Origin of the sequence: Coprobacillus cateniformis, from assembly GCF_009767585.1 — a bacterium.
GTDB classification, from domain to species: Bacteria; Bacillota_I; Bacilli_A; order Erysipelotrichales; family Coprobacillaceae; genus Coprobacillus; species Coprobacillus cateniformis.
This window is the reverse complement of record NZ_WSNW01000001.1, coordinates 1,344,093-1,365,693: the sequence shown is the minus strand read 5'-3', so window position 1 is coordinate 1,365,693 and position 21,601 is coordinate 1,344,093. Positions and strand designations below refer to the sequence as shown.

At 30.7% G+C, this 21,601-nt stretch carries 19 protein-coding genes; 14 read left to right on the top strand and 5 right to left on the bottom strand.

All coding sequences use genetic code 11. The annotated features are described in order from the left end of the window. The first annotated feature begins 7 nt into the window (after positions 1-7). Both GQF29_RS06925 and GQF29_RS06920 read left to right on the top strand, forming a co-directional pair. Complete coding sequence (locus GQF29_RS06925) at positions 8-1,492, top strand: glycoside hydrolase family 1 protein (protein ID WP_008789255.1); 1,485 nt, start codon at positions 8-10, stop codon at positions 1,490-1,492. 86 nt (positions 1,493-1,578) lie between these two features. Beyond that, on the top strand, positions 1,579-2,334 hold the full coding sequence (locus GQF29_RS06920; RefSeq protein WP_008789256.1) for a MurR/RpiR family transcriptional regulator: 756 nt from the start codon (positions 1,579-1,581) through the stop codon (positions 2,332-2,334). Positions 2,335-2,393: 59 nt separating this feature from the next. On the opposite strand, the gene GQF29_RS06915 is transcribed toward GQF29_RS06920, so the two are convergent. Together GQF29_RS06915 and GQF29_RS06910 are read right to left on the bottom strand one after the other, a co-directional pair. Next, complete coding sequence (locus GQF29_RS06915; protein WP_008789257.1) at positions 2,394-2,603, bottom strand: helix-turn-helix transcriptional regulator; 210 nt, start codon at positions 2,601-2,603, stop codon at positions 2,394-2,396. 275 nt (positions 2,604-2,878) lie between these two features. Then, positions 2,879-3,199 carry a DUF6442 family protein gene (locus GQF29_RS06910; protein ID WP_008789258.1) on the bottom strand — a complete coding sequence of 107 codons (321 nt, stop codon included), beginning with the start codon at positions 3,197-3,199 and terminating at the stop codon, positions 2,879-2,881. Positions 3,200-3,525: 326 nt separating this feature from the next. Here GQF29_RS06910 and GQF29_RS06905 point away from each other — a divergent pair, with 326 nt between their 5' ends. Both GQF29_RS06905 and carB read left to right on the top strand, forming a co-directional pair. Further along, complete coding sequence (locus GQF29_RS06905) at positions 3,526-4,605, top strand: carbamoyl phosphate synthase small subunit (protein WP_008789259.1); 1,080 nt, start codon at positions 3,526-3,528, stop codon at positions 4,603-4,605. Further along, a complete protein-coding gene (carB, locus tag GQF29_RS06900) occupies positions 4,598-7,795 on the top strand; it encodes a carbamoyl-phosphate synthase large subunit (protein WP_117599010.1) in 3,198 nt (1,065 codons plus the stop codon). Before GQF29_RS06905 ends, carB begins: the two co-directional genes overlap by 8 nt. Before the next feature lie 43 nt (positions 7,796-7,838). On the opposite strand, the gene GQF29_RS06895 is transcribed toward carB, so the two are convergent. Further along, positions 7,839-8,306 (bottom strand): hypothetical protein, encoded by a 468-nt coding sequence (locus tag GQF29_RS06895; protein ID WP_008789261.1) that lies wholly within the window; start codon positions 8,304-8,306, stop codon positions 7,839-7,841. A gap of 191 nt (positions 8,307-8,497) precedes the next feature. Here GQF29_RS06895 and GQF29_RS06890 point away from each other — a divergent pair, with 191 nt between their 5' ends. The 10 genes from GQF29_RS06890 to GQF29_RS06845 all read left to right on the top strand — a co-directional run bounded on the left by GQF29_RS06890 (position 8,498) and on the right by GQF29_RS06845 (position 18,419). Next, positions 8,498-9,043 (top strand): LemA family protein, encoded by a 546-nt coding sequence (locus tag GQF29_RS06890; RefSeq protein WP_008789262.1) that lies wholly within the window; start codon positions 8,498-8,500, stop codon positions 9,041-9,043. 1 nt (position 9,044) lies between these two features. Beyond that, on the top strand, positions 9,045-10,829 hold the full coding sequence (locus GQF29_RS06885) for a DUF2207 family protein (protein ID WP_017144054.1): 1,785 nt from the start codon (positions 9,045-9,047) through the stop codon (positions 10,827-10,829). A 14-nt stretch (positions 10,830-10,843) separates the two neighbouring features. Next, positions 10,844-11,755: a D-alanyl-D-alanine carboxypeptidase family protein gene (locus GQF29_RS06880; RefSeq protein WP_008789264.1), complete on the top strand. Its 912-nt coding sequence runs from the start codon at positions 10,844-10,846 to the stop codon at positions 11,753-11,755. A gap of 8 nt (positions 11,756-11,763) precedes the next feature. Further along, positions 11,764-12,273 carry a dUTP diphosphatase gene (locus tag GQF29_RS06875; protein WP_008789265.1) on the top strand — a complete coding sequence of 170 codons (510 nt, stop codon included), beginning with the start codon at positions 11,764-11,766 and terminating at the stop codon, positions 12,271-12,273. 9 nt (positions 12,274-12,282) lie between these two features. Continuing rightward, positions 12,283-13,410: a CapA family protein gene (locus GQF29_RS06870; protein ID WP_117599011.1), complete on the top strand. Its 1,128-nt coding sequence runs from the start codon at positions 12,283-12,285 to the stop codon at positions 13,408-13,410. Positions 13,411-13,864: 454 nt separating this feature from the next. Then, positions 13,865-14,482, top strand: a complete 618-nt coding sequence (locus GQF29_RS06865) for a CDP-alcohol phosphatidyltransferase family protein (RefSeq protein ID WP_008789267.1) — start codon at positions 13,865-13,867, stop codon at positions 14,480-14,482. After that, complete coding sequence (locus GQF29_RS06860; protein ID WP_008789268.1) at positions 14,482-15,360, top strand: phosphatidylserine decarboxylase; 879 nt, start codon at positions 14,482-14,484, stop codon at positions 15,358-15,360. The genes GQF29_RS06865 and GQF29_RS06860 overlap by 1 nt, the downstream gene beginning before the upstream one ends. Before the next feature lie 31 nt (positions 15,361-15,391). Next, entirely contained in the window at positions 15,392-16,165 is a 774-nt protein-coding gene (locus GQF29_RS06855; RefSeq protein ID WP_008789269.1) for a ParA family protein, read from the top strand. Then, positions 16,152-17,045, top strand: coding sequence for a ParB/RepB/Spo0J family partition protein (locus GQF29_RS06850; RefSeq protein ID WP_008789270.1), 894 nt, complete (start codon positions 16,152-16,154; stop codon positions 17,043-17,045). The genes GQF29_RS06855 and GQF29_RS06850 overlap by 14 nt, the downstream gene beginning before the upstream one ends. A 39-nt stretch (positions 17,046-17,084) precedes the next feature. Beyond that, on the top strand, positions 17,085-18,419 hold the full coding sequence (locus GQF29_RS06845) for an MATE family efflux transporter (protein ID WP_017144055.1): 1,335 nt from the start codon (positions 17,085-17,087) through the stop codon (positions 18,417-18,419). Between the two features lie 219 nt (positions 18,420-18,638). Here GQF29_RS06845 and GQF29_RS06840 read toward each other — a convergent pair whose 3' ends face one another. Both GQF29_RS06840 and GQF29_RS06835 read right to left on the bottom strand, forming a co-directional pair. Then, a complete protein-coding gene (locus GQF29_RS06840) occupies positions 18,639-19,979 on the bottom strand; it encodes an ABC transporter ATP-binding protein (protein ID WP_008789272.1) in 1,341 nt (446 codons plus the stop codon). Then, positions 19,951-21,273 carry an FtsX-like permease family protein gene (locus GQF29_RS06835; protein ID WP_008789273.1) on the bottom strand — a complete coding sequence of 441 codons (1,323 nt, stop codon included), beginning with the start codon at positions 21,271-21,273 and terminating at the stop codon, positions 19,951-19,953. The genes GQF29_RS06840 and GQF29_RS06835 overlap by 29 nt, the downstream gene beginning before the upstream one ends. Positions 21,274-21,601: the final 328 nt, after the last annotated feature.

Here is a 21,601-nt window from a genome sequence, read left to right as displayed (position 1 = left end):
AAGAGTTATGAGTCAATTTCCAAAAGATTTTTTATGGGGTGGTGCTACAGCCGCTAATCAGTTAGAAGGAGCATATAATGAAGGTGGTAAGGGTTTAAGCACTGCTGACATGGTTAAATTTGTACCAAGAGAGATTAGTCAAGGTAAAAATACTGAGACAGTGACATATGAAGAAGCTCTAGAGATTATAGCAGGGCAACATGATAATGAATATTATCCGAAAAGGTGGGGGGTAGATTTCTATCATCACTATAAAGAAGATATTGCATTAATGGCAGAGATGGGCTTTAAATGTTTTAGAATGTCTATTAACTGGCCTAGAATATATCCAAATGGTGATGATGAAACCCCTAATGAAGAGGGATTAGCTTTCTATGATAATGTTTTTGACGAATGTTTAAAATATGGCATTGAGCCATTAGTGACTCTATCACACTATGAAACACCACTAAATCTTGCCTTAAAATATAATGGATGGGAAAATAGAAAGTTAGTCCAATTCTTCAAGAATTATGCAACGACTGTATTTCAACGTTATAAAGATAAAGTCAAATATTGGATTCCATTCAATGAAATTAACATGTCACTACATTTACCATATACAGGTGGAGCTATATTTATTGAAAAATCAGAAGGTGAATTACAAGCCACATTCCAAGCTTTGCATCATCAATTTGTTGCAAGTGCTGTTGCTACAAAAGTAGCAAGAGAAATCAATCCTCATTTTCAAATAGGGTCAATGTTAGGAATGTCATTATATTATCCAAAAACAAATAAACCAGAGGATATTTTAGCAGCTCAATCAGCGAATCGTGTGAATTACTTTTTCTTAGATATATTATCTAAAGGTCGATATCCTGAATATGCTTTGACATATCTAAAGAAAAATCATGTGAATATTAAGATGGAGCCAGAAGATATAACTCTTCTTAAAGAGAATACAGTAGATTTCAATTCATTTAGTTATTATTATTCTTTATGTACTTGTGCATCGCCTGAAAACGAAGAAGGCTTAGTTGCTTTTGTTCCAGACAATGAAATTATTGATGAATTTCATCCAAGAAAAGTACGTAATGATAATCTAGAAGTGACTGATTGGGGATTTCAAATTGATCCAATTGGATTAAGAATTGCGATTAATGAAGTATGGGATCGTTATCATAAACCAATTATTATTTCAGAAAATGGATTAGGTACATATGATACACTTACAACTGATAAAAAAGTCCATGATGATTATCGTATCAAATACTTAAAGGAACATATTCACCAAATGAAAATATGTATTGATGAAGGCGTAAAAGTGATTGGTTATACATCATGGGGATGCATTGATATTGTCAGTGCCGGAACATCAGAACGTAGTAAACGTTATGGTTATATCTATGTAGATAGTGATGATTATGGAAAGGGAACAATGAAGAGATATAAGAAAGACTCTTTCTACTGGTATCAAAAAGTCATCTCGTCTCATGGGGAAGACCTAGATTGATGAATGTACAAACGATTGACTCTTGCTATGTATGAGTAAGAGTTTTTCGTGTATAATGAAAGAAAGAGAAGTAAGGGGATGAATATATGATTATTGATAAACTCAATGAAGTCCTGAATAGTGTTGAATCTTATACGACAATGTATGTGTTTTGTGCATATATAAAGTCCAATATTCATGATATTGCTCATATGACAATAGAAGAAGTTGCAAAAGATTGTTATACTTCTAAAGGCCAAATATCAAAATGTGCTAAGAATCTTGGCTTTGCATCTTATTTAGAATTTAAAGATGCTTGTGTCGATTATAGCCATTCCTTTAGAGATAAACCTGCGTTCTTCTCAAAAGAATATGATTTACCCCAAAATGCCAAGATATTCGCTGAATATATGTCGCAAACAATTATGTATGTTGGTGATAAGATCAATTATTCTAATTTGAATCATTTGATTAACGATATATTAAGGAGTCAAAAAGTTTATCTTTATGCTCAAGGAGATAATCGTTCACTTTGTAATGTGATTCAGGTAGAATTAAGCGCCCTGTATATACCTGTAGTTATTTGTGATGCAGATTTTATTAAAGAGTATCAATTTAAAGAAGATCATCTTTTAGTGATACTGAGTACAAATGGCACCATTTTTCAATTAAATAAGAGAATTATTTCACGTTTAGTCAATGCTGATGTCAAAACATGGCTAGTCACTTGTAATCATAATATTGAATTTCCTAAATACACTTTAATAGTTCCTTCATATGAAGATAAATATAATAAATTTGCAATTAGACATATTGTTGATATTATCATTGCTTCTATTCGTTTAATTCAACAACAACAATAAAACCAGAAATCAAACACTATTCTTTCTATCAAAGGAATATGTTTATATTTCTGGTCTCTTTAATCAAAGTAGAATAATTCTTCAAATGTTTTATCTAAAGCAATACATAATATGAGTGCTAATTTGGCAGTTGGGTTAAATTGCCCAGTCTCAATTGAACTGATAGTTTGTCTAGAAACACCAACCATTTTAGCTAGCTCTGTTTGCGAGATATTCTTTTCATGACGTGCCTCTTTTAAATTATTTCTAAGAATTAATTGATCATTCATTTTATCTTATCCCATCCTAACATATCATAAGCTTATTTTATAAATCATTAAGCCGATAAAATTCAGTGTACAAGTTCTATCGATTTTAAAATATCCACTCATTCCATAAAAACAAATAAGAAAAATGAATTGGAGGATAAAGACAACATCTGTAATCACGTCCTCTTAAGATCATAAAAATGACATGACTATATATACCAACAAGCCTCATCGATATAAAGTCTTTCAATAAAGAGTTCTCCTTCATTTTTCCACTATTGGATATTTATCATGTCCTAACCAAGTACATCAATAATATAAGTTCCAATAATAAGTATTGTGAGAAGACCCCAACCAATACCTAAAACAATATGTGTTCTTTTATGGGTTTTTAAACCAAAATAAAGATTTTGGCAACACATAATCATACAAACAATACCATAAACATCATAATAAGGCTGATTTGCTAGTATTTTAATAACCATGAGAACAATACAAATGATAAAACTTGAAATGACAGCAAACTGATTAGCTTTTAACATTATTTGCATCTCCATTTCATCAAGATCATTTTCATTTTTCTTTTTTGCCTTTTCAAGAATCTCATCTTTTTGCATATTATCATCTCCATCATTGACAAGTTTTCTTTACATATCTATTATATCATGACAAGTTTACTTGTCAATATGTTTGGTATAATAAATATATTTCCAATGTTTGTAATAAAATAATAACATAATAATAAAAAATTATAAAAAGTTCTTGCATATTTATATAAATTTAACTATACTGTATAAAGAAAAAAGAAAGGAATGAGAAGTATGGTGAATTTTTATAAAATTGTTAATAACAAAATATGTCATCAATCACTTTTCTCATTTTTATATTTATTAAAAACATATCATTATATTTGATATGTTTTTTTGTAACATAAGGAGGCACTATGAAAGCATATTTAATTTTAGAAGATGGTCATATTTTTGAAGGTGAGAGTTTTGGAGCGCAAAGAGAAATCATTAGTGAATTTGTATTTAATACATCTATGACAGGTTATTTAGAGGTTTTAAGTGATCCGTCTTATGCAGGACAAAGCGTTGTTATGACATATCCGTTGATTGGAAATTATGGTGTATGTTTAGAAGATCAGGAATCTTCTCAACCATATATACAAGGATTAATAGTCAATGAACTTGCAAGAGTAGGAAGTCATTTTAGAAAGAATATGGATTTAGAGGAATATTGTATTCAAAATGATATTCCAGGAATTCAGGGTATTGATACAAGATATCTGACAAAGATGATAAGAAATCAAGGTTGTATGAATGGTATGATTACAACAACCTATTATGAAAATCGAGAAGATATTATAGAAAAAATAAAAGCGTTTCAAGTGACTGGTGAGGTTTTAAAAACAACTTGTCAAAAACCGTATACAATAGGCATTGGTAAAAAGAAGGTAGCCCTTTATGATTTTGGTGCTAAAAAGAATATTGCAAAAGAATTGGTCAAGAGAGATTGTATAGTGACAGTTTATCCTGCTACAACTTCAGCTGCTGATATTTTAAAGGAAGGTTATGATGGTATTATGTTATCTAATGGTCCTGGTGATCCTAGTGAATGTGTTGATATTATTAATCAAATTAAGATATTAATGAAGAGTGGAATACCGATTTTTGCTATATGTTTGGGTCATCAGTTAATGGCACTGGCTAATGGATTTCAAACAGAGAAATTGAAATATGGACATCATGGAGCAAATCATCCAGTCAAAGATTTATCAACTGGACGTGTCTATATTTCTACACAGAATCATAATTATGTCGTGAAAGATGAGACGATTGATAGTTATATCGCTAAACCATGGTTTCGTAATGTGAATGATCAAACGATTGAGGGGATAGAGTATATTCATAAGAATATTAAAACTGTGCAATTTCATCCTGAAGCATGTGCTGGACCATTGGATACAAGTTATTTATTTGATGAATTTATGAAAATGATGGAGGATAAGAATCATGCCTAAGAATAAAGATATCAAAAAAGTTTTAGTCATTGGTTCTGGACCAATTATTATTGGTCAGGCTGCTGAGTTTGACTATGCAGGAACACAAGCATGTCGAGCATTGAAAGAAGAAGGCGTTGAAGTTGTTTTAATCAATTCTAATCCAGCAACAATTATGACAGATAAAGATATTGCTGATAAAGTTTATATAGAGCCATTGACATTGCCAGTAGTTAAAAACTTAATTAAGAAAGAAAAACCTGATAGTATTTTACCAACATTGGGAGGACAAAATGCTTTAAATATTGCAATGGCGTTAGCTGATGAAGGGTTCTTAAAGGAACATCATGTTGAGACTATTGGAACGTCCACAAGAACAATTAAATTAGCAGAGGATAGATTGGAATTTAAAACATTGATGGAAACAATCAATGAACCTTGTGCTGCATCTATTGTAGTAAATCATGTTGATGATGCGATTGTTTTTGCAGATAAAATTGGTTATCCTGTTGTTGTCAGACCTGCTTATACATTGGGAGGAACAGGTGGTGGTATTGCTGCAAATGAAAAAGAATTACATGACATTTGTTCCAATGGTTTGCGATTGTCACGTGTCAACCAATGTTTAATTGAACGTTGTATTGCTGGGTGGAAAGAAATCGAATATGAGGTTATGCGTGATAGTGCAGGCAATTGTATTACAGTATGTAACATGGAAAACTTAGATCCTGTTGGAGTACATACTGGAGATAGTATTGTTGTGGCACCAAGTCAAACACTGAGTGATAAGGAATATCAGATGTTAAGAAGCTCAGCTTTCAATATTATTACTGCATTAGATATCCAAGGGGGATGTAATGTTCAATATGCATTAAATCCTGATAGTTTTGAATATTGTGTTATTGAGGTCAATCCACGCGTTTCGCGTTCATCTGCTTTAGCCTCTAAAGCAACAGGGTATCCAATTGCAAAATTAGCAGCCAAAATTGCTTTAGGGTATACTTTAGATGAAATTGTCAATGTTGTCACTGGAAAGACATTTGCTTCCTATGAACCAACTTTAGATTATATTGTTTGCAAAATTCCAAAGTGGCCATTTGATAAGTTTGTAGGTGCATCTAGAGAATTAGGGACACAGATGAAAGCAACTGGTGAGGTTATGAGCATCTGTAATAATTTTGAAGGTGCACTTATGAAAGCTATTCGTTCTCTTGAACAAAATGTATATGATCTGTTTATTCCGGAATTAGAAAATCTTCAAAAAGAAGAACTCATTCATAAGTTAAAAGATGTTGATGACCAAAGAATCTTTGTAGTAGCACAAGCTCTTAGAAAAGAAATTGCTGCGAAAGATATTCACGAGATTACAAAAATTGATCTTTGGTTTATTGATAAAATTCAGCATCTTATTGAGGTTGAACAGCAATTAAAAACACAAGAGCTCACAGTTGAGTTATTAAAGCTAGCCAAACGCTTAGAATTTCCGGATAGAGTTATTGCTAAGTATACAGGAAAAAGTGAAAAAGAAATTCATGAAATGAGAAAAACTCAGCATATAACAGCGGCCTACAAAACAGTTGACACATGTGCTGCTGAATTTGATGCATCTACACCATACTATTATTCTGTTCATGGTGGTTATAATGAAGTGAATCCCCAAAATGATAAAAAGAAAATTATGGTATTGGGGTCAGGACCCATCCGTATTGGTCAGGGGATAGAGTTTGATTATTGTTCAGTCCATTGTGTATGGGCACTTAAAGCTGCTGGATATGAAACGATTATTGTGAATAATAATCCAGAAACAGTTTCTACAGATTTTGATATAGCAGATAGATTATATTTTGAACCATTAACCCCAGAAGATATTGAAAGTATTATTGACATTGAAAAGCCAGATGGTGCTATTGTTCAATTTGGTGGACAAACAGCAATACAATTAACAAAGGCTTTAATGGAAATGGGAGTAAAAATCTTAGGAACATCTGCTGCTGATGTAGATGCTGCTGAAGACAGAGAAAGATTTGATGAAATTTTAGAAAAATGTGGAATTGATCGTCCAAAAGGTTCAACAGTTTTTACAATTGAAGAAGCAATTGAAACTGCTCAGCGCTTAGGCTATCCTGTCTTAGTAAGACCATCATATGTTTTAGGTGGAGCAGGTATGGAAATTGCTTTAAATGATGGTGATGTAAAGAAATTTATGGGTATTATTAATCGTCAATATCAAGAACATCCTATCTTAATTGATAAGTACCTGGCTGGTAAGGAAGTTGAGGTCGATGCCATATGTGATGAAAATGGTATCCTTATTCCTGGAATTATGGAACATGTTGAACGTGCTGGTGTTCATAGTGGCGATAGTATTTCTGTTTATCCAACACAAAAGATTAAATCTGAAATTAAGGAGATTATAGTTGATTACACGAAAAGGCTTGCTGAAGCTCTGCATGTTATTGGATTGATTAATATTCAATTTATTGTTTATGAAGATCAAGTTTATGTTATTGAAGTCAATCCAAGGTCGTCTCGTACAATTCCTTATATTTCTAAAGTAACAGATATTCCCGTTGTAGATATTGCGACTCATGTGATTATGGGAAAATCAATCAAAGACCAAGGTTATAAATATGGCTTAGCACCTGAAAAAGATACAATTGCTATTAAGATGCCAGTTTTTTCCTTTGAAAAAATTAAAGGTGCTGAAATAAGTCTAGGACCTGAAATGAAGTCTACTGGTGAAGTACTAGGAATTTCGACAGATTATGATGAAGCCATCTATAAAGCCTTTATTGGAACTGGAATACAATTACCTAAGAAAAAGAATATTATTTGTACAATTAAAGATAGTGCAAAAGATGAATTCTTGCCAATTGCTAAAGAATATTATCAATTTGGATATGACATATATGCAACAAAAGGAACATATCAATTCTTAAAACAGCATGATATTCCAGTTCAATTGGTCAATAGAATTAATGATCCAGCTGATACAATCTTTGATTTAATGTTAACAGATACAGTCGATCTTATTATTGATATCCCAACCAGAAATAATAATTTAAAAGATGGATTTATGATTAGAAGATTTGCAGTTGAAGCAGGAATTCCTATTTATACATCATTAGATACTGCTCAAGCATTAATCCACTGTCTACAGATTCGTCAACAAGGAGATACTTCATTAGTAGATATAACAAAACTCACATAAATAGGAAAAGGACAAATGAATGTCCTTTTCCTTTATAATAACGTTATATACGACTTTCAAGCAAATAGAGTTTCAATTCTTGAGGAGAATAAATAATAAATAAAGAATCATTATCTTTATCAATTTTTTTCCAAGTGTATTCTTGTGTAAAATCAGGCATTTTATCATAGCCTTTTCCTGATTGTGTTGCCTGGATAAAAGCATTTTCAAGATCAGTGTCTTGAATACGATTCATTTTTATTGTTTGAATTTGGTTTTCATTCTTTAATTTGAGGACAAAGAACTTTTCAGAATCGCCTCTAAAACTCATATCTGATATTTTATAATCAATCAGTTCTGGGGAACCATCTATTTGAATTTTCCATTCATTTTGAATGGTGCGAACTGTTTTATAAGCATACTGCTCATCAGGATCAGTCTTAAACATACCAGTATAATCACAAAAGAATACAATACTTATAAATATGAGACCAAATATAGGTATAATGAATAAAATTTTTTTCTTTTTCATGCAGATTCCTCCTATTCTTAAAGTTCTTTATTATTGTTTCTTATATACCAAATGTATATCTTGATTGATGATTTGTCAACATATGTCATTGCAATATAAACTATAATTTTATGAAATAGTAGAAATTAATGAGAAATTAAGGAATTTTGTGGCAAGATAGTCTATAATAATAACATAAGGAGGTTATCATTATGATATGGATTATTGTAGGTATTATCGTTGTGTTGGTTTTATATGTGGGAATGACATATAATTCTCTCACAGGATTAAGAAATAAAGTGAAAACAAATTGGGCACAAATTGATGTTGTCTTAAAGAGACGTGCTGATTTAATTCCTAATTTGGTAGAAACAGTGAAAGGATATGCTAAGCATGAGCAAGAGACATTGGATCATGTTATTAAAGCAAGAAATACTTATGTGAGTGCTTCTTTGCCAGAGGATCAGATGAAAGCAGCTGGTGAATTAACACAGGCATTAAATAAATTAATGATGTTAAGTGAAGCTTATCCAGATTTAAAAGCTAATACAAATTTTATTCAATTACAAAATGAATTAAGAGATACAGAAGATAAAATTACTTATGCAAGACAGTTTTATAACGATTCTGTTTATGCATATCAAAACAAAATTGAAATGTTCCCTTCAGTTATTGTGGCGAATATGTTTGGATTTAAGCCAGCAACATTCTTTGAAGTTGATGAGGCTGATAAGCAAGCACCAGAGGTTAAATTCTAAAATGAAAAAGAAAATATGTATCATATTTTCTCTTTTTCTCAGTTGCCTCTTTTCTATAAGTCCAGTTGCTGCTAGCAGTGTGGATTTAAATGATATGGTTGTCAATGCCTATATTAATGAGGATGGGAGTGCACATATACAAGAAATATGGGATATGAATGTTAATGAGGGAACAGAAGTTTATAAAGTCTTTGATAATATGGGAGCATCACAGATTTCAAATTTACAGGTCAAAGATGAAAATGGTCTTGTTTATCGCAATATTGGTGAATGGGATGTTAATGCCAGTCGTACTGAGAAAAATGGTAAGTGTGGACTTGTTACAAAGGCGGATGGCTATGAACTGTGTTTTGGTGTTGGTGAATATGGCAACAGAACGTATACGTTTGAATATGATGTCTCTTATTTTGTAAATCAATATACGAATGATCAAGGTATTAATTATGCATTTTTCTCTGAAATGGAATTAGAGCCAAGACAAGCAAAAATTACTCTTTCTTCACCATATGAATTTAATGAGAATAATGCTTCTATATGGGCGTTTGGTTATAATGGAAAAGTATCATTTGAAGATGGAAAAGTCATTATGGAATCTGATGGAAGTGTTCCAGAAGGTGCTAAAATGCAACTCTTAATGCGTATTGATAATGGAACTTTTACAAAGGCATATGATAAGGGTGAAGATTTTCAGGATGTTTTAGCTGATGCTAAACAAGGCAGCGACTATAATGATAATGATTATAGTCAAAATAATGGATATTATAATTCATTTACCTATGACAGTTATGGAAATTCAAATAATGGATATTTGAGTATATTTATCCCTGGGTTTGTTATTTTTTGCATTATAGGTTTTATTGTCATTGTTTCATTTTTGGCTAAATCAAGTAAAAAAGAAAAATTTACGTTTAGTGATCAAATACCACTTGATATCAACAATGTGAATATGTTTAGAGATATTCCTTGTCAAAAAGATATTTTTAAGTTTTATTACCTAGCCAAGAAAATTGGACTGATTAGCGATAGTGATAAAGGCGGAATGATTTCAGCTGTATTGTTAAAATGGATTCGTAGTGGCTTTATTGAATTTGAAAAGACTGAAGAAACACATATGATATTCTTGAAAAAAGAAGGTTTTTCAATTGATTTAGATAAAGAAATTCTTCTAGATCATCCTTTAGAATTGAAACTATTGGGATTTTTTAGAAATGCAGCTGGATCTAATAGAAAACTGGAAACAAAAGAATTTGATCAGTGGTGTCAATCTCATTATGAAGAGATTGATCATTGGTTTGAAGAGATTGAAACGAATATTGAAAGTGAATATCGCGAAAAGGGTTTATTAAAGTTAGAAACAACCTATACTCAATTTATGGGTATGAAAATCTCTCATAATACAGATGTTTTTGATGCATCAGTACGTGAGGAAATGGAGCATATTATAGGTTTAAAGAAATTCTTGCAAGAGATGAGTTTAATAGATGAAAAAGAAGTGATAGAGGTCAAATTATGGGAAGAATATTTAATCTTTGCATCTATATTAGGTATTGCGGACAAAGTTCAAGAACAACTTGGAAAAATGTGTCCAACATTCAATGAACAATCAAATCTTGATACGATTTATACAATGCATATGGTTCATATGTTTGCTTATAATAGTATGCGTGCTTCAGCATCAGCACATGCTCAGGCTGAGGCTGCCAGATCTGGTGGATTTGGTGGTGGTTCTTCATTTGGAGGAGGCGGAGGAGGCTTCTCAGGTGGAGGCGGTGGCGGTGTTCGCTAGAAGGAGATAGAAAAATGAAAAAGATAGCTTTACTAACAATGATTGGTGCATTATGTTTAACTGGTTGTTCTATAGTAAAAGAAGAAGATAAAACAGCACCAGCATTAGAATTAACAAAAACAAGAGTACAGGTTGGAGTGAATTCACAAGTTGATTATCAATCTTATATTCAAAAAGCAATTGATGAAGTTGATGGAGATTTAATTTCAGCAGTTCAATATAATGAAATTGACACTTCAAAGACTGGTCAATATGAAGTTCAATACACTGTTAAGGATGAAAGTGGCAATGAAAGCAAACAAACATTATTGGTAGATGTTGTAAAATACTTTCAAAATGGAATCTTTAGTCCGTTAGGTGTAAAAGCAGATACAGTTGATAATCCAGAAGATGTAACAGTTCTTGTGAATAAATTACATCAGATTCCAGAAGGATGGACTCCAGATGATTTAGAACCAGTTATTGATAATGCTAATCAGAAATTAAGAAAAGAAGCAAATGAGGCTTATACAAAATTTTATAATGCTGCAAAAGCAAAAGGTATCGATATTTATTCTATATCTGGATATCGTACAAACGCAACTCAAACCTTATATTGGAATAATCAAGTGAAAGTTTATGGTGAGGAATATGCATCTCAATATAGTGCTTATCCAGGAAGAAGTGAGCATCAATTAGGTTTAGCAATTGATGTTTCATACACAACTCAAGGAGATCGTTTAAGTGAAAAAGTTGCTGATAGCGCAATTGGTAAGTTTATAATCAGTGATGCTTATAAATATGGATTTACCTTAAGATATAAGAAAGATAAGGTTGCTATTACAAATTATGGATACGAACCATGGCATATTCGTTATGTTGGTATAGATTTAGCAACAAAATTACATGATCAGAATTTAACTTTAGAGGAATATTACAAACAATAGGAGGAGTTATGGATACAGCAAAGTTTTATAAAGTCTCATATGAGCAATTTGAAGAAGGTTTCTTAGATTATAATGCTAATGCTTCAAAAGAAATAATTCATAATATTTATAATGAATTGAAGTTACCCAAAAGAGCAACGAAAGGATCAGCAGGGTATGATTTTTATACTCCTATTGATGTTTATCTTAAACCTGGAGAAACATTAAAAATACCAACAGGTATACGTTGTGAAATGAATGAGAGATGGGTTCTTATGATCTATCCAAGAAGTGGATTAGGATTTAAATATCGTTTACAGCTTAATAATACAGTTGGAGTTATTGATAGTGATTATTTTTATTCTGATAATGAAGGTCATATTTTCATTAAAATAACAAATGATTCTAATGAAGGAAAAATTGTAGATGTCAAAAAAGGACAAGGTATCGCTCAAGGAATTTTTATGCAATATGGTATTGTTGAAGATGATGATGTATCAGAGTTGCGTAATGGAGGATTTGGGAGCACAACCAGATAAGGAGTTTATATGAAAATAATTAAATTAATAGTAGCAATGTTATTGATTGTAGGCTGTTCAGCCCCAAAAGATACAACAAAAGACACACCTGTAACAAAAGAAAATAAAGTCTCATTTACAGCAGTTGGAGATAATCTTATGCATCAGTTATTGTTAGATAAAGCCAAGACTGATAATGGTTATGATTTTAGCCCTTATTATACAAATATCAAGCCATTCATTGAAAAGAGTGATCTGGCATTTGTGAATCAGGAAACAATTTTAGGTGGAGGTAAAGCTTCAGGATATCCTAATTTTAATACACCTGATATTATGGCAAAGAATTTACAGGATGTTGGTTTTGATATTGTGAATGGTGCAACAAATCATTCATTAGACAAGGGTGGAGATGCTATATTAAATTCTATTAAAGTTTTCCAGCAATATAAGAATATGAAATACATAGGTTTATATGAATCTCAAGAAAAAAGAGATGATATTACTGTTGTTGAACAAAATGGAATTAAGATTGCTCTGTTATCGTATAATCAATTAACAAATGGTCACAAAATGCCAAATTCGTATTGTATGAATCTTTTTGATGAAGACGTTATTAAAAAAGATGTAGAGAATGCAAAAGAAATTAGTGATTTTGTTGTTGTGTCATGCCATTGGGGAAATGAATACGATACAGAACCAGATGCTTTTCAAAAGAAATATGCAAAATTATTTGCTGATTTAGGAGTGGATGTTATCTTAGGAACTCATTCACATACTTTACAACCAGTAGAATGGGTAGAAGGCAAAGATGGTCATAAGACATTAGTTGCATATAGTTTAGGTAACTTTGTAAGTGGTATGATGGAAGAAGAAACACAATTGGAAGGTATGATATCTTTTGACTTAAAGAAAGAAGATAATCGTTGTTCTATTGAAAATGTAGTTTTAACACCTTTGGTTAATCATTATGAAATTACTAACTTAAAAGATGCTTATGGAACAAGACAAAATTTTACTGTTTATAGATTAAAAGATTATACAGAAGAACTTGCAAAGAAACATGGTCTTAATGGTTATGAAGGTATTCAAATTTCTATAGCAAAGATGAAAGAGAAAGTAAATAAAAGAATATCGAGTGGAATTCAAATTGATATGTAGATGTGTAGAATTCATCTAATAAATTTGATTGTCTTTTAAATAATGGCATATATAACTTTGCCATTATTTTTCTTATTACTGGATAGTTTATATCGAATGGATAGTCGTGAAATATATAATATTGTAGGAATAAATAGATTATTGCATTAACAACTGGCTAGAATTATATTTTAGTTTTTATTTATTTGTAGTGTTATAAATTGGATATTATATTTCTTATATAGAAAAAAATCTTTGAAAATGTATTGAAGAAGAAAAGAATCAAGATGTTATTAAATATAAGAATTTTTTGAATCTATAAAGTCATAATTTACCATTTTATCATGAAATATTGAGTTTTGGATACAATCAAGAACAAAAGAAAAGGTAATTTTTGTGATTTGATAAAAGGGCTATAAAAAAATGTAGAAGTATGCTATAATACAGACGTTAAACTAGAAATTGGGAGAAGAATATGATTGGTTATTATAATTATACGGTTATATTAACGTATTTAAGTCTAATCAGTGCTTTATTTGGGACACATTTGGCATTTCAGGGAGAAACTGTTGCTGCTCTCACATGTTTGTTATTATGTGGAGCTTTTGACTCATTCGATGGAATGGTTGCTCGTACCAAAAAAGGTAGAACTGAAGCAGAAAAGAAGTTTGGTATACAAATAGATTCACTTGTTGATATGTTTAGTTTTGGTATCTTTCCAGCAATCATTGGTTATACAATGGGACTTACTGGCTGGTTATGGGGAATTATATTTGGTATCTATGCTATTTGTGCAGTGAGTCGACTTGGATATTTTAATGTTGTCGAGGAAATGAGACAAAAAGAAACAACTGAAAAACGTAAATATTATCAAGGACTACCTGTAACAAGTGCTTCTTTAATTTTTCCAGCAATTTACTTGTTAAAGGGATTTTTGAGTCCTTTGTTAACATATAGCATATATGGATGGTGTATGGCACTTGTGGCTATTGCTTTTGTTGTTGATTTTAAGGTGATTAAACCAGGATTAAAAGGTATTATAGGAATGGCTTTTGTAGGATTTCTCATTTTTATAGGATTGATGTTTGTATAATGAAAATTTATGATAGAAATGGTCAAGAGGTCATTGTTGATCAGGGCCAGAATAATCTCTTAAAATTATTATATAGTCATTTTTTAGGAAGATGTGTGCTCAAAGTGCTAACCCTTCCTTTTATTACCCATATTGGTGGGATGTATATGAATAGTTCTTTTTCAAAACGTAAAATTCAGCCATTTATTCATAACAATCACATTGATATGAGTCAATATGTTCAAAAGGAATATAGCAGTTATAATGATTTTTTTACAAGACATATTATTGAAGGTCAAAGACAAATTCGATTAGAAGAAAATATTTTTATAGCACCTGCTGATTCAAAACTTACATACTATCCAATTACTGAAAATATTCAATTAAAAATAAAAGATTCTCTCTATAGTTTAGAAGACTTATTACAAAATGTAGAATTAGCGAAACAATATCATGGAGGCATCTGTTTAATCTTTAGATTAACAGTTGATGATTATCATCGATACTGTTTTGTTGATTCAGGAACAAAAGAAAAGGATTGTTATATTCAAGGGATTTTCCATACAGTTAATCCAATTGCAAATGATTATTATCCAATATATAAACGTAATTCACGCTCATATTCTGTATTGCATACAGATCATTTTAATGATGTTATTTATATGGAAGTGGGAGCAATGATGGTTGGTAAGATTGTGAATCACGATTTACAAAGTTTCCAAAAGGGGCAAGAAAAAGGTTATTTTGAATTTGGTGGTTCAACAATCGTTGTCCTACTTAAAAAGGATATTATAGATGTTGATGAAGACATTATTAGAAATTCTAGTCATCATGATGAAACAAGAGTTCTTATGGGTGAAAAAATAGGTATAAAAAAGAGAAAGGCTATGTTAAAATAGTTACGCATAATTATTAGAGGAGGAAATATAAATGTCAAAGGTTATAGCAGTCACAAATCAAAAAGGTGGCGTTGGAAAAACAACAACAAGTGTTAATTTAAGTGCTGCGCTTGCGTATATGGGAAAGAAAGTGCTATTGGTTGATATTGATCCTCAAGCAAATGCTACACAAGGAATAGGTGTAGATCGTTCATCGTTATCATTAACAGTGTATGATGCAATTACACAAAGTACACCATTAAAAGACATTATTATTTCTACAGATGTAAAAAATTTAGATATAGTTCCTGCTAATATAGATTTGGCAGGTGTTGAAATTGAACTATCACAAGTAAAATCAGGTAGAGAACAAAGAATTAGAAATGCATTGGAAACAGTGAAAGAACGCTATGACTTTGTAATTATTGATTGTCCCCCTGCGTTGGGACTATTAAATACAAATGCTTTGACAGCCTCAGATGCAGTATTGATACCAGTTCAATGTGAATATTATGCATTGGAAGGATTAACACAATTACTTAATACTATTTTATTAACACAAAAAGTTTTTAATGAGAAATTAACTATTGAGGGTGTTCTTTTAACAATGTTAGATTCACGTACAAATTTAGGTATCGAAGTTTCTCAGGAAGTGAGAAAATACTTTAGAGAAAAAGTCTATGATGTTGTCATTCCTAGAAATATTAAATTATCAGAAGCACCATCTGAAGGATTAAATATCTTTGATTATGATAATACATCTGAAGGTGCAAAAGCATATGCAAAATTAGCTAAGGAAGTGGTGAAACGTAATGCCAGCAAGTAAAAAAACAAAGAAGTTAGGAAAAGGATTGGATGCTATTTTTGGAGAGGCATCACAAGGTGGAGATTTACAATCAGTCATTAGTGCTATTGAGAAAAAAGCCCCACAGTTATCCCAGGTAGAAGTTAAGTTAAAAGATATTAGACCTAATCCATATCAGCCTAGAAAGCATTTTGATGAAGAAAAGTTAAATGAGTTAGCTGTTTCAATCAAAGAACATGGAATTTTCCAGCCAATTATTTTGAAAGAATCTGTTCAGGGCTATGAAATTGTTGCTGGAGAAAGACGTTTTAGAGCAGCATCTATTGTTGGTTTAGAGGAAGTTCCAGCTATTATAGTTGATTTTTCGGATCAGCAAATGATGGAGATTGCATTATTAGAAAATATTCAAAGAGAAGACTTAAATGCAATTGAAGAAGCTCAAGCATATCAGTCTATGATGAAGAAATTGAAGCTGACACAAGAAGAATTATCAAAACGTGTTGGAAAATCAAGAGCTCATATTGCAAACACAGTAAGACTTTTAAAAATGCCTAAAAAGTTACAAGATTATGTTTTAGAAGGTACATTAACAATGGGTCATATTAAACCATTGATTACAATAGATGAAAAGAAAGCTTTAGAAGTTGCTCAAAAAGCAATTGATAACGAATTGTCTGTTAGAGAAGTTGAAGATATTGTGAAAGGTATCAAACTTCAGGATGCAAGAAAAGCGAAGCCTAAAGAGGAGAAGCCTAAAGAATATGTTTATGTAGAAGGATTATTAAGAAAAAAATATCGTACAAAAATTAAAGTAGATGATAATACGATTACAATTAAATATTCTGATACAAAGGATTTAAATAGAATATTAGAAATTATGGGAGTTATTGAAGAAGACTAAAGATAGAGGTATCTATCTTTTTGTTTACAGGGAGATATTATGGAGAAGAAGATTAATTTATTAGAGGGACCAATATTTTCAAGCTTAATGAAATTAGCATTACCAATTATGGGAACATCCTTAATTCAAATGGCTTACAATTTAACAGATATGATTTGGATTGGAAGAATCGGTGCTAATGCAGTTGCTGCTGTTGGTAGTGCTGGGATGTATATGTGGTTATCTAATGGTATCAGTACACTTGCAAAGATGGGTGGACAAGTTCGTGTTGGTCAATCAATTGGCTCACAGAATAAAAAAGATGCTGCTCAATATGCTTCTGCTACTATTCAGTTAGGAATCATTTTTGGAGTTATTTATGGAATGATTACATTATTATTTCATAGTCAGATGATAGGATTTTTTCATTTGACATCACCTGATGTTATTAAAGATGCAGAAATATATCTAATTATTACTTGTGGGTTTGTTGTTATTAATTTTGTTAATCAGATATTTACAAGTTTGATGACTGCTATTGGAAATAGTCATCATCCATTTGTTGCGACTGCTATTGGATTGGTTATTAATATTGTCTTAGATCCATTATTAATATTTGGACTTCATATGGGTGTTATGGGAGCTGCTATAGCAACAGTTATTGCCCAGGCAATTGTGTTGATATTGATGTTATACTATGCTAAAAAAGATAAAATACTATTTGATGAGATGAGAGTCATGCAAAAAAATACATCCTCTATATTTATGAAGATTATTAAAATAGGATTTCCAACAGGTATACAAAGTATGTGTTTTACTTTCATTTCAATGGTTATTGCTAGATTCATTGCAGGATATGGGGATGTAGCAATTGCAGTGCAAAAGGTAGGATCGCAGATAGAATCTATATCTTGGATGAGTGCAGAAGGCTTTGGAAATGCATTGAATGCCTTTGTGGCACAAAATTATGGTGCAGAAAATATAGAAAGAGTTAAAAAAGGAACTTTTTCAGCCCTTAAGACTTGCATGATATGGGGTGTTTTTACAACGCTTGTGTTACTTATATTTCCACAGTTTATATTCCAAATTTTTATTAGTGAAAAAGATGTTATACCTTTAGGTATAGATTATTTACAAATACTCGCTTTTTCACAATTGTTTATGTGTATAGAAAGTACTTTAGCAGGAGCGTTAAATGGGCTTGGAAAAACCTTTATCCCTTCCTCAGTATCCATTGTACTCACAGTGGCAAGAATACCTCTTGTTATGATTTTATCAACAACCTTCTTAGCACTTAATGGAATTTGGTGGTCTATTTCTATATCAAGTATTGCTAAAGGAGTTGTTATAGCTATCTGTTACAGTAGAGTCATGAAGAAAATAAAAGCAGAATAAAATATTATGGATACTGTAGGGATATTTAGTGATGAAGCAGTTTCTAAAAAATCTATAAATTTTGAAGATATTGTTGATAGTATTGTTTAAGTAACATGGCTTGAATTATTATGAGAAACCTTGCTATTAAGTAAATGACATGATTAAATCATTTAATGATAATTTTTATCTCTAGTATATGAAAAGACATATCATTGAATATGTCTTTTTCTAAAGGTATTATTTAAATTTAGTTGCAGATACACCATTAATACTTTCTGCTTCACCATACTTTATTAAATCTTTATGAGTTCTTTGAAAGTATTTAGTACGTTCATATTCTTTTGGATATTTCTTGTAAGCTTCTTCGATTTTTCTAGGATCATCAATAGGAATCTGTAATTGATGAAAATATTGAATAATGTTTATGAAATCATCCTGATTTTTGGCTTTCCATAAATACGTACCTTCAGCAGTTTTAAGATCAACCAATACTGAAAATGTATATTGACTAAATAATCCAAAGTTGACAAAGCGTGCTTTTAAATTAAGACTGATTTCTTGTACTGAAGATAAATCAAATTGGATATCATCATTTTTTTGATTGCGATATCTCACAATTGTTCCATTGATATGAAGAGGTGTATTATGTCTTTCACGATCTTTATCATAAGGTTGACCATCTATAATAATATAAAAACTTTGACGAGAAACAAATTCTTTTTTTGTATCCTGAATAGCTATTGCTGGAATTGCATCTTCTTCATAAGTTTCTTGTAAATCATTTTCTGGCAAAACATCTTGAGAAAATTCTTTTAATAAGCTATCTTGTGTAGTAATACTATTAATATTTTTAAAGAATTCAATCTGAGTATCTTGATGTTTATGAATGACTGTTTGAATACCACCATCATAAAGATACATCATTGTCTTTGCATAGCTTGCGATCATTGCATCATGAGTAACAAGAAGAATCGTTGTCCCAGTTTGATTTAAATGAGATAAAATTTTGAGAACTTTATGCGAGTTCTTGGAGTCTAGATTACCAGTTGGTTCATCACAAACAAGAATTTTAGGTTGATTAATTAATGCACGGGCAATAGCAATTCTTTGACATTCTCCACCTGAACATTCATTAGGGAATTTATCAAGTAAATCTTCTATTTCTAAGTCTCGAGCAATTTCAACAACTCTATTTTGAAGTGTTTTTGGATTTTCTTTAGCCAACATTGCAGGTGATGCAATATTGTCAAAAACTGAAAGATAGGAAATGAGATTATGATCCTGAAATACAAAACCTAAATACTCATATCTAAATTGACATAATTCATTTTTATTAAGTGTTGAAATATCCTTGTTCATGATTCTGATACTTCCACTTGATATTTTATCAAGTGTAGATAAACAATTAAGAAGTGTGCTTTTTCCAGAACCAGAAGGTCCCATAATACAAATAAAATCACCTTCATCTAAAACAAAATTTACATTATCTAATGCATAAATATTTTTACCACGTTTCAAAAATATATCTGGGTCATAAACCTTTGTAATATTATTGGCCTCTATTAAGATATTTGACATTATTCGTAACCTCCTTTAAAGTTATTCTTTCTTTTATAAAAATATATATCATAATAGCCATATAAATACAGAAATAAGAAACAGCAATGCCTATAATTGTTGAAATACTTAATAAATTTTCTAAATATGACTTATATAAGAGTTCACCTAAAAAAAGAAATGGAATAATTATAACTAATATCAGAAAAAGCAAATTCTTAATGATTAAAATTAATTTTAATTTTTGGGGACTATAACCAATAGCATAATAAGTGGCTAATGGCATTCTTTGTTCATGATCATATATAGTGAATCGGAGTAGAAAACATAAACCAATCATGATAATTGTCATCAAAAAACATGGAAAAACAATGGCTGCAACTACAGGGTTATATGATGAGAAAAATAATAAGAAGATAATAATAGGAATAATACAGACATTTAAATTCATTAATGTTGCCATAACTCTTGAAAATTCACTGAAATGTGATAGACCATTCATCAAAATAGGGTGTTTTAATAGTATTGAATTATGCATTAAATCATATATAAGTGGAATCGTTGTATTAACTATTAAAATAATGCCAGCTAATGCATAAACAAATGACATTAAGAGATTTTGAAATGATAAATCAGAATTCATTAATTGAAATAACGATTGCACTGTTAAAAAGACAATAAAACAGGAAATAATGATTGAAAAAATAGGTGTCTTCTTTTTATGAATTGCACTCATTTGAGGTTTATATGGTGGTTTAGCTAAAACAGATTTATGAGAAACATATTTTGCAAGATCAGTGTCTAAACGTACAAATTGATGTGCACTTATTGCAAGAATAACAAGAAGTGTGAAAATAACAAAACAGAAGTTATAAAGAATAACTGTCGGTACCTGGTAGTTCATCTGAACTGATGATGTTCCTGATAATGTATAATTAATGATATACATAATACCATTTCCTAAAGCAATTCCAATAAGAAAGGCTATAGCAGTGAGACCTCCAAATTGAATCATAAGGTAAGTAAATAAATCTTTAGGTGACCTTCCTGATAATAAGAGAATAGAAAATTCTTGTTTTTTATTGATAATGAAATATTTTGTGACAAAAGCACTCAAAATAAAGGCAATGAATGCAGGTAAAGCGGGTATAGCATTGAGTGATGCTCTTGTTTCAATCGGAAACTCAAAATGTGTAAAAGCATCATACATTGCCAGAAAACTAAACTCAAATGCAGAAAGAAATATAAGAATGATAAGTAGTAAATGATATTCTTTCTTTCTGTTATGGTAAACCTTTCTTATAAATGTTAACATAACATTCACCTCTCTTATCTAAATAATAACACACAACAAAAATAATATAAATAATAATATGATATTATATATATATTAATCATAATTTTTATGTTCATACAAATGTATATTTGACAATCTCATAAGATTCTTCACTTATCATATATCCTAGTATACTTATTTATTGGTGAAAGTATAATAAGTTTTTATTTAAAGTCACGTTAATAATTACATATCATTAAAAGGGATTACCTCTACTCTATGTAGTAATCAAAACTATATTAATATTGACATTATCCGACAGATTTGGTAACGTATACATAAGAGGAAGAATATGAGGAGATAGATT

Excerpts from the sequence above, each read along its gene's own strand:
- GQF29_RS06890 (WP_008789262.1), top strand. The coding sequence starts at position 8,498 with ATGATATGGATTATTGTAGGTATTATCGTTGTGTTGGTTTTATATGTG.
- GQF29_RS06875 (WP_008789265.1), top strand. The coding sequence starts at position 11,764 with ATGGATACAGCAAAGTTTTATAAAGTCTCATATGAGCAATTTGAAGAA.
- GQF29_RS06925 (WP_008789255.1), top strand. The coding sequence starts at position 8 with ATGAGTCAATTTCCAAAAGATTTTTTATGGGGTGGTGCTACAGCCGCT.
- GQF29_RS06895 (WP_008789261.1), bottom strand. The coding sequence starts at position 8,306 with ATGAAAAAGAAAAAAATTTTATTCATTATACCTATATTTGGTCTCATA.
- GQF29_RS06905 (WP_008789259.1), top strand. The coding sequence starts at position 3,526 with ATGAAAGCATATTTAATTTTAGAAGATGGTCATATTTTTGAAGGTGAG.
- GQF29_RS06865 (WP_008789267.1), top strand. The coding sequence starts at position 13,865 with ATGATTGGTTATTATAATTATACGGTTATATTAACGTATTTAAGTCTA.
- GQF29_RS06860 (WP_008789268.1), top strand. The coding sequence starts at position 14,482 with ATGAAAATTTATGATAGAAATGGTCAAGAGGTCATTGTTGATCAGGGC.
- GQF29_RS06845 (WP_017144055.1), top strand. The coding sequence starts at position 17,085 with ATGGAGAAGAAGATTAATTTATTAGAGGGACCAATATTTTCAAGCTTA.
- GQF29_RS06920 (WP_008789256.1), top strand. The coding sequence starts at position 1,579 with ATGATTATTGATAAACTCAATGAAGTCCTGAATAGTGTTGAATCTTAT.
- GQF29_RS06840 (WP_008789272.1), bottom strand. The coding sequence starts at position 19,979 with ATGTCAAATATCTTAATAGAGGCCAATAATATTACAAAGGTTTATGAC.
- carB (WP_117599010.1), top strand. The coding sequence starts at position 4,598 with ATGCCTAAGAATAAAGATATCAAAAAAGTTTTAGTCATTGGTTCTGGA.
- GQF29_RS06880 (WP_008789264.1), top strand. The coding sequence starts at position 10,844 with ATGAAAAAGATAGCTTTACTAACAATGATTGGTGCATTATGTTTAACT.
- GQF29_RS06850 (WP_008789270.1), top strand. The coding sequence starts at position 16,152 with ATGCCAGCAAGTAAAAAAACAAAGAAGTTAGGAAAAGGATTGGATGCT.
- GQF29_RS06910 (WP_008789258.1), bottom strand. The coding sequence starts at position 3,199 with ATGCAAAAAGATGAGATTCTTGAAAAGGCAAAAAAGAAAAATGAAAAT.
- GQF29_RS06885 (WP_017144054.1), top strand. The coding sequence starts at position 9,045 with ATGAAAAAGAAAATATGTATCATATTTTCTCTTTTTCTCAGTTGCCTC.
- GQF29_RS06870 (WP_117599011.1), top strand. The coding sequence starts at position 12,283 with ATGAAAATAATTAAATTAATAGTAGCAATGTTATTGATTGTAGGCTGT.
- GQF29_RS06915 (WP_008789257.1), bottom strand. The coding sequence starts at position 2,603 with ATGAATGATCAATTAATTCTTAGAAATAATTTAAAAGAGGCACGTCAT.
- GQF29_RS06855 (WP_008789269.1), top strand. The coding sequence starts at position 15,392 with ATGTCAAAGGTTATAGCAGTCACAAATCAAAAAGGTGGCGTTGGAAAA.
- GQF29_RS06835 (WP_008789273.1), bottom strand. The coding sequence starts at position 21,273 with ATGTTAACATTTATAAGAAAGGTTTACCATAACAGAAAGAAAGAATAT.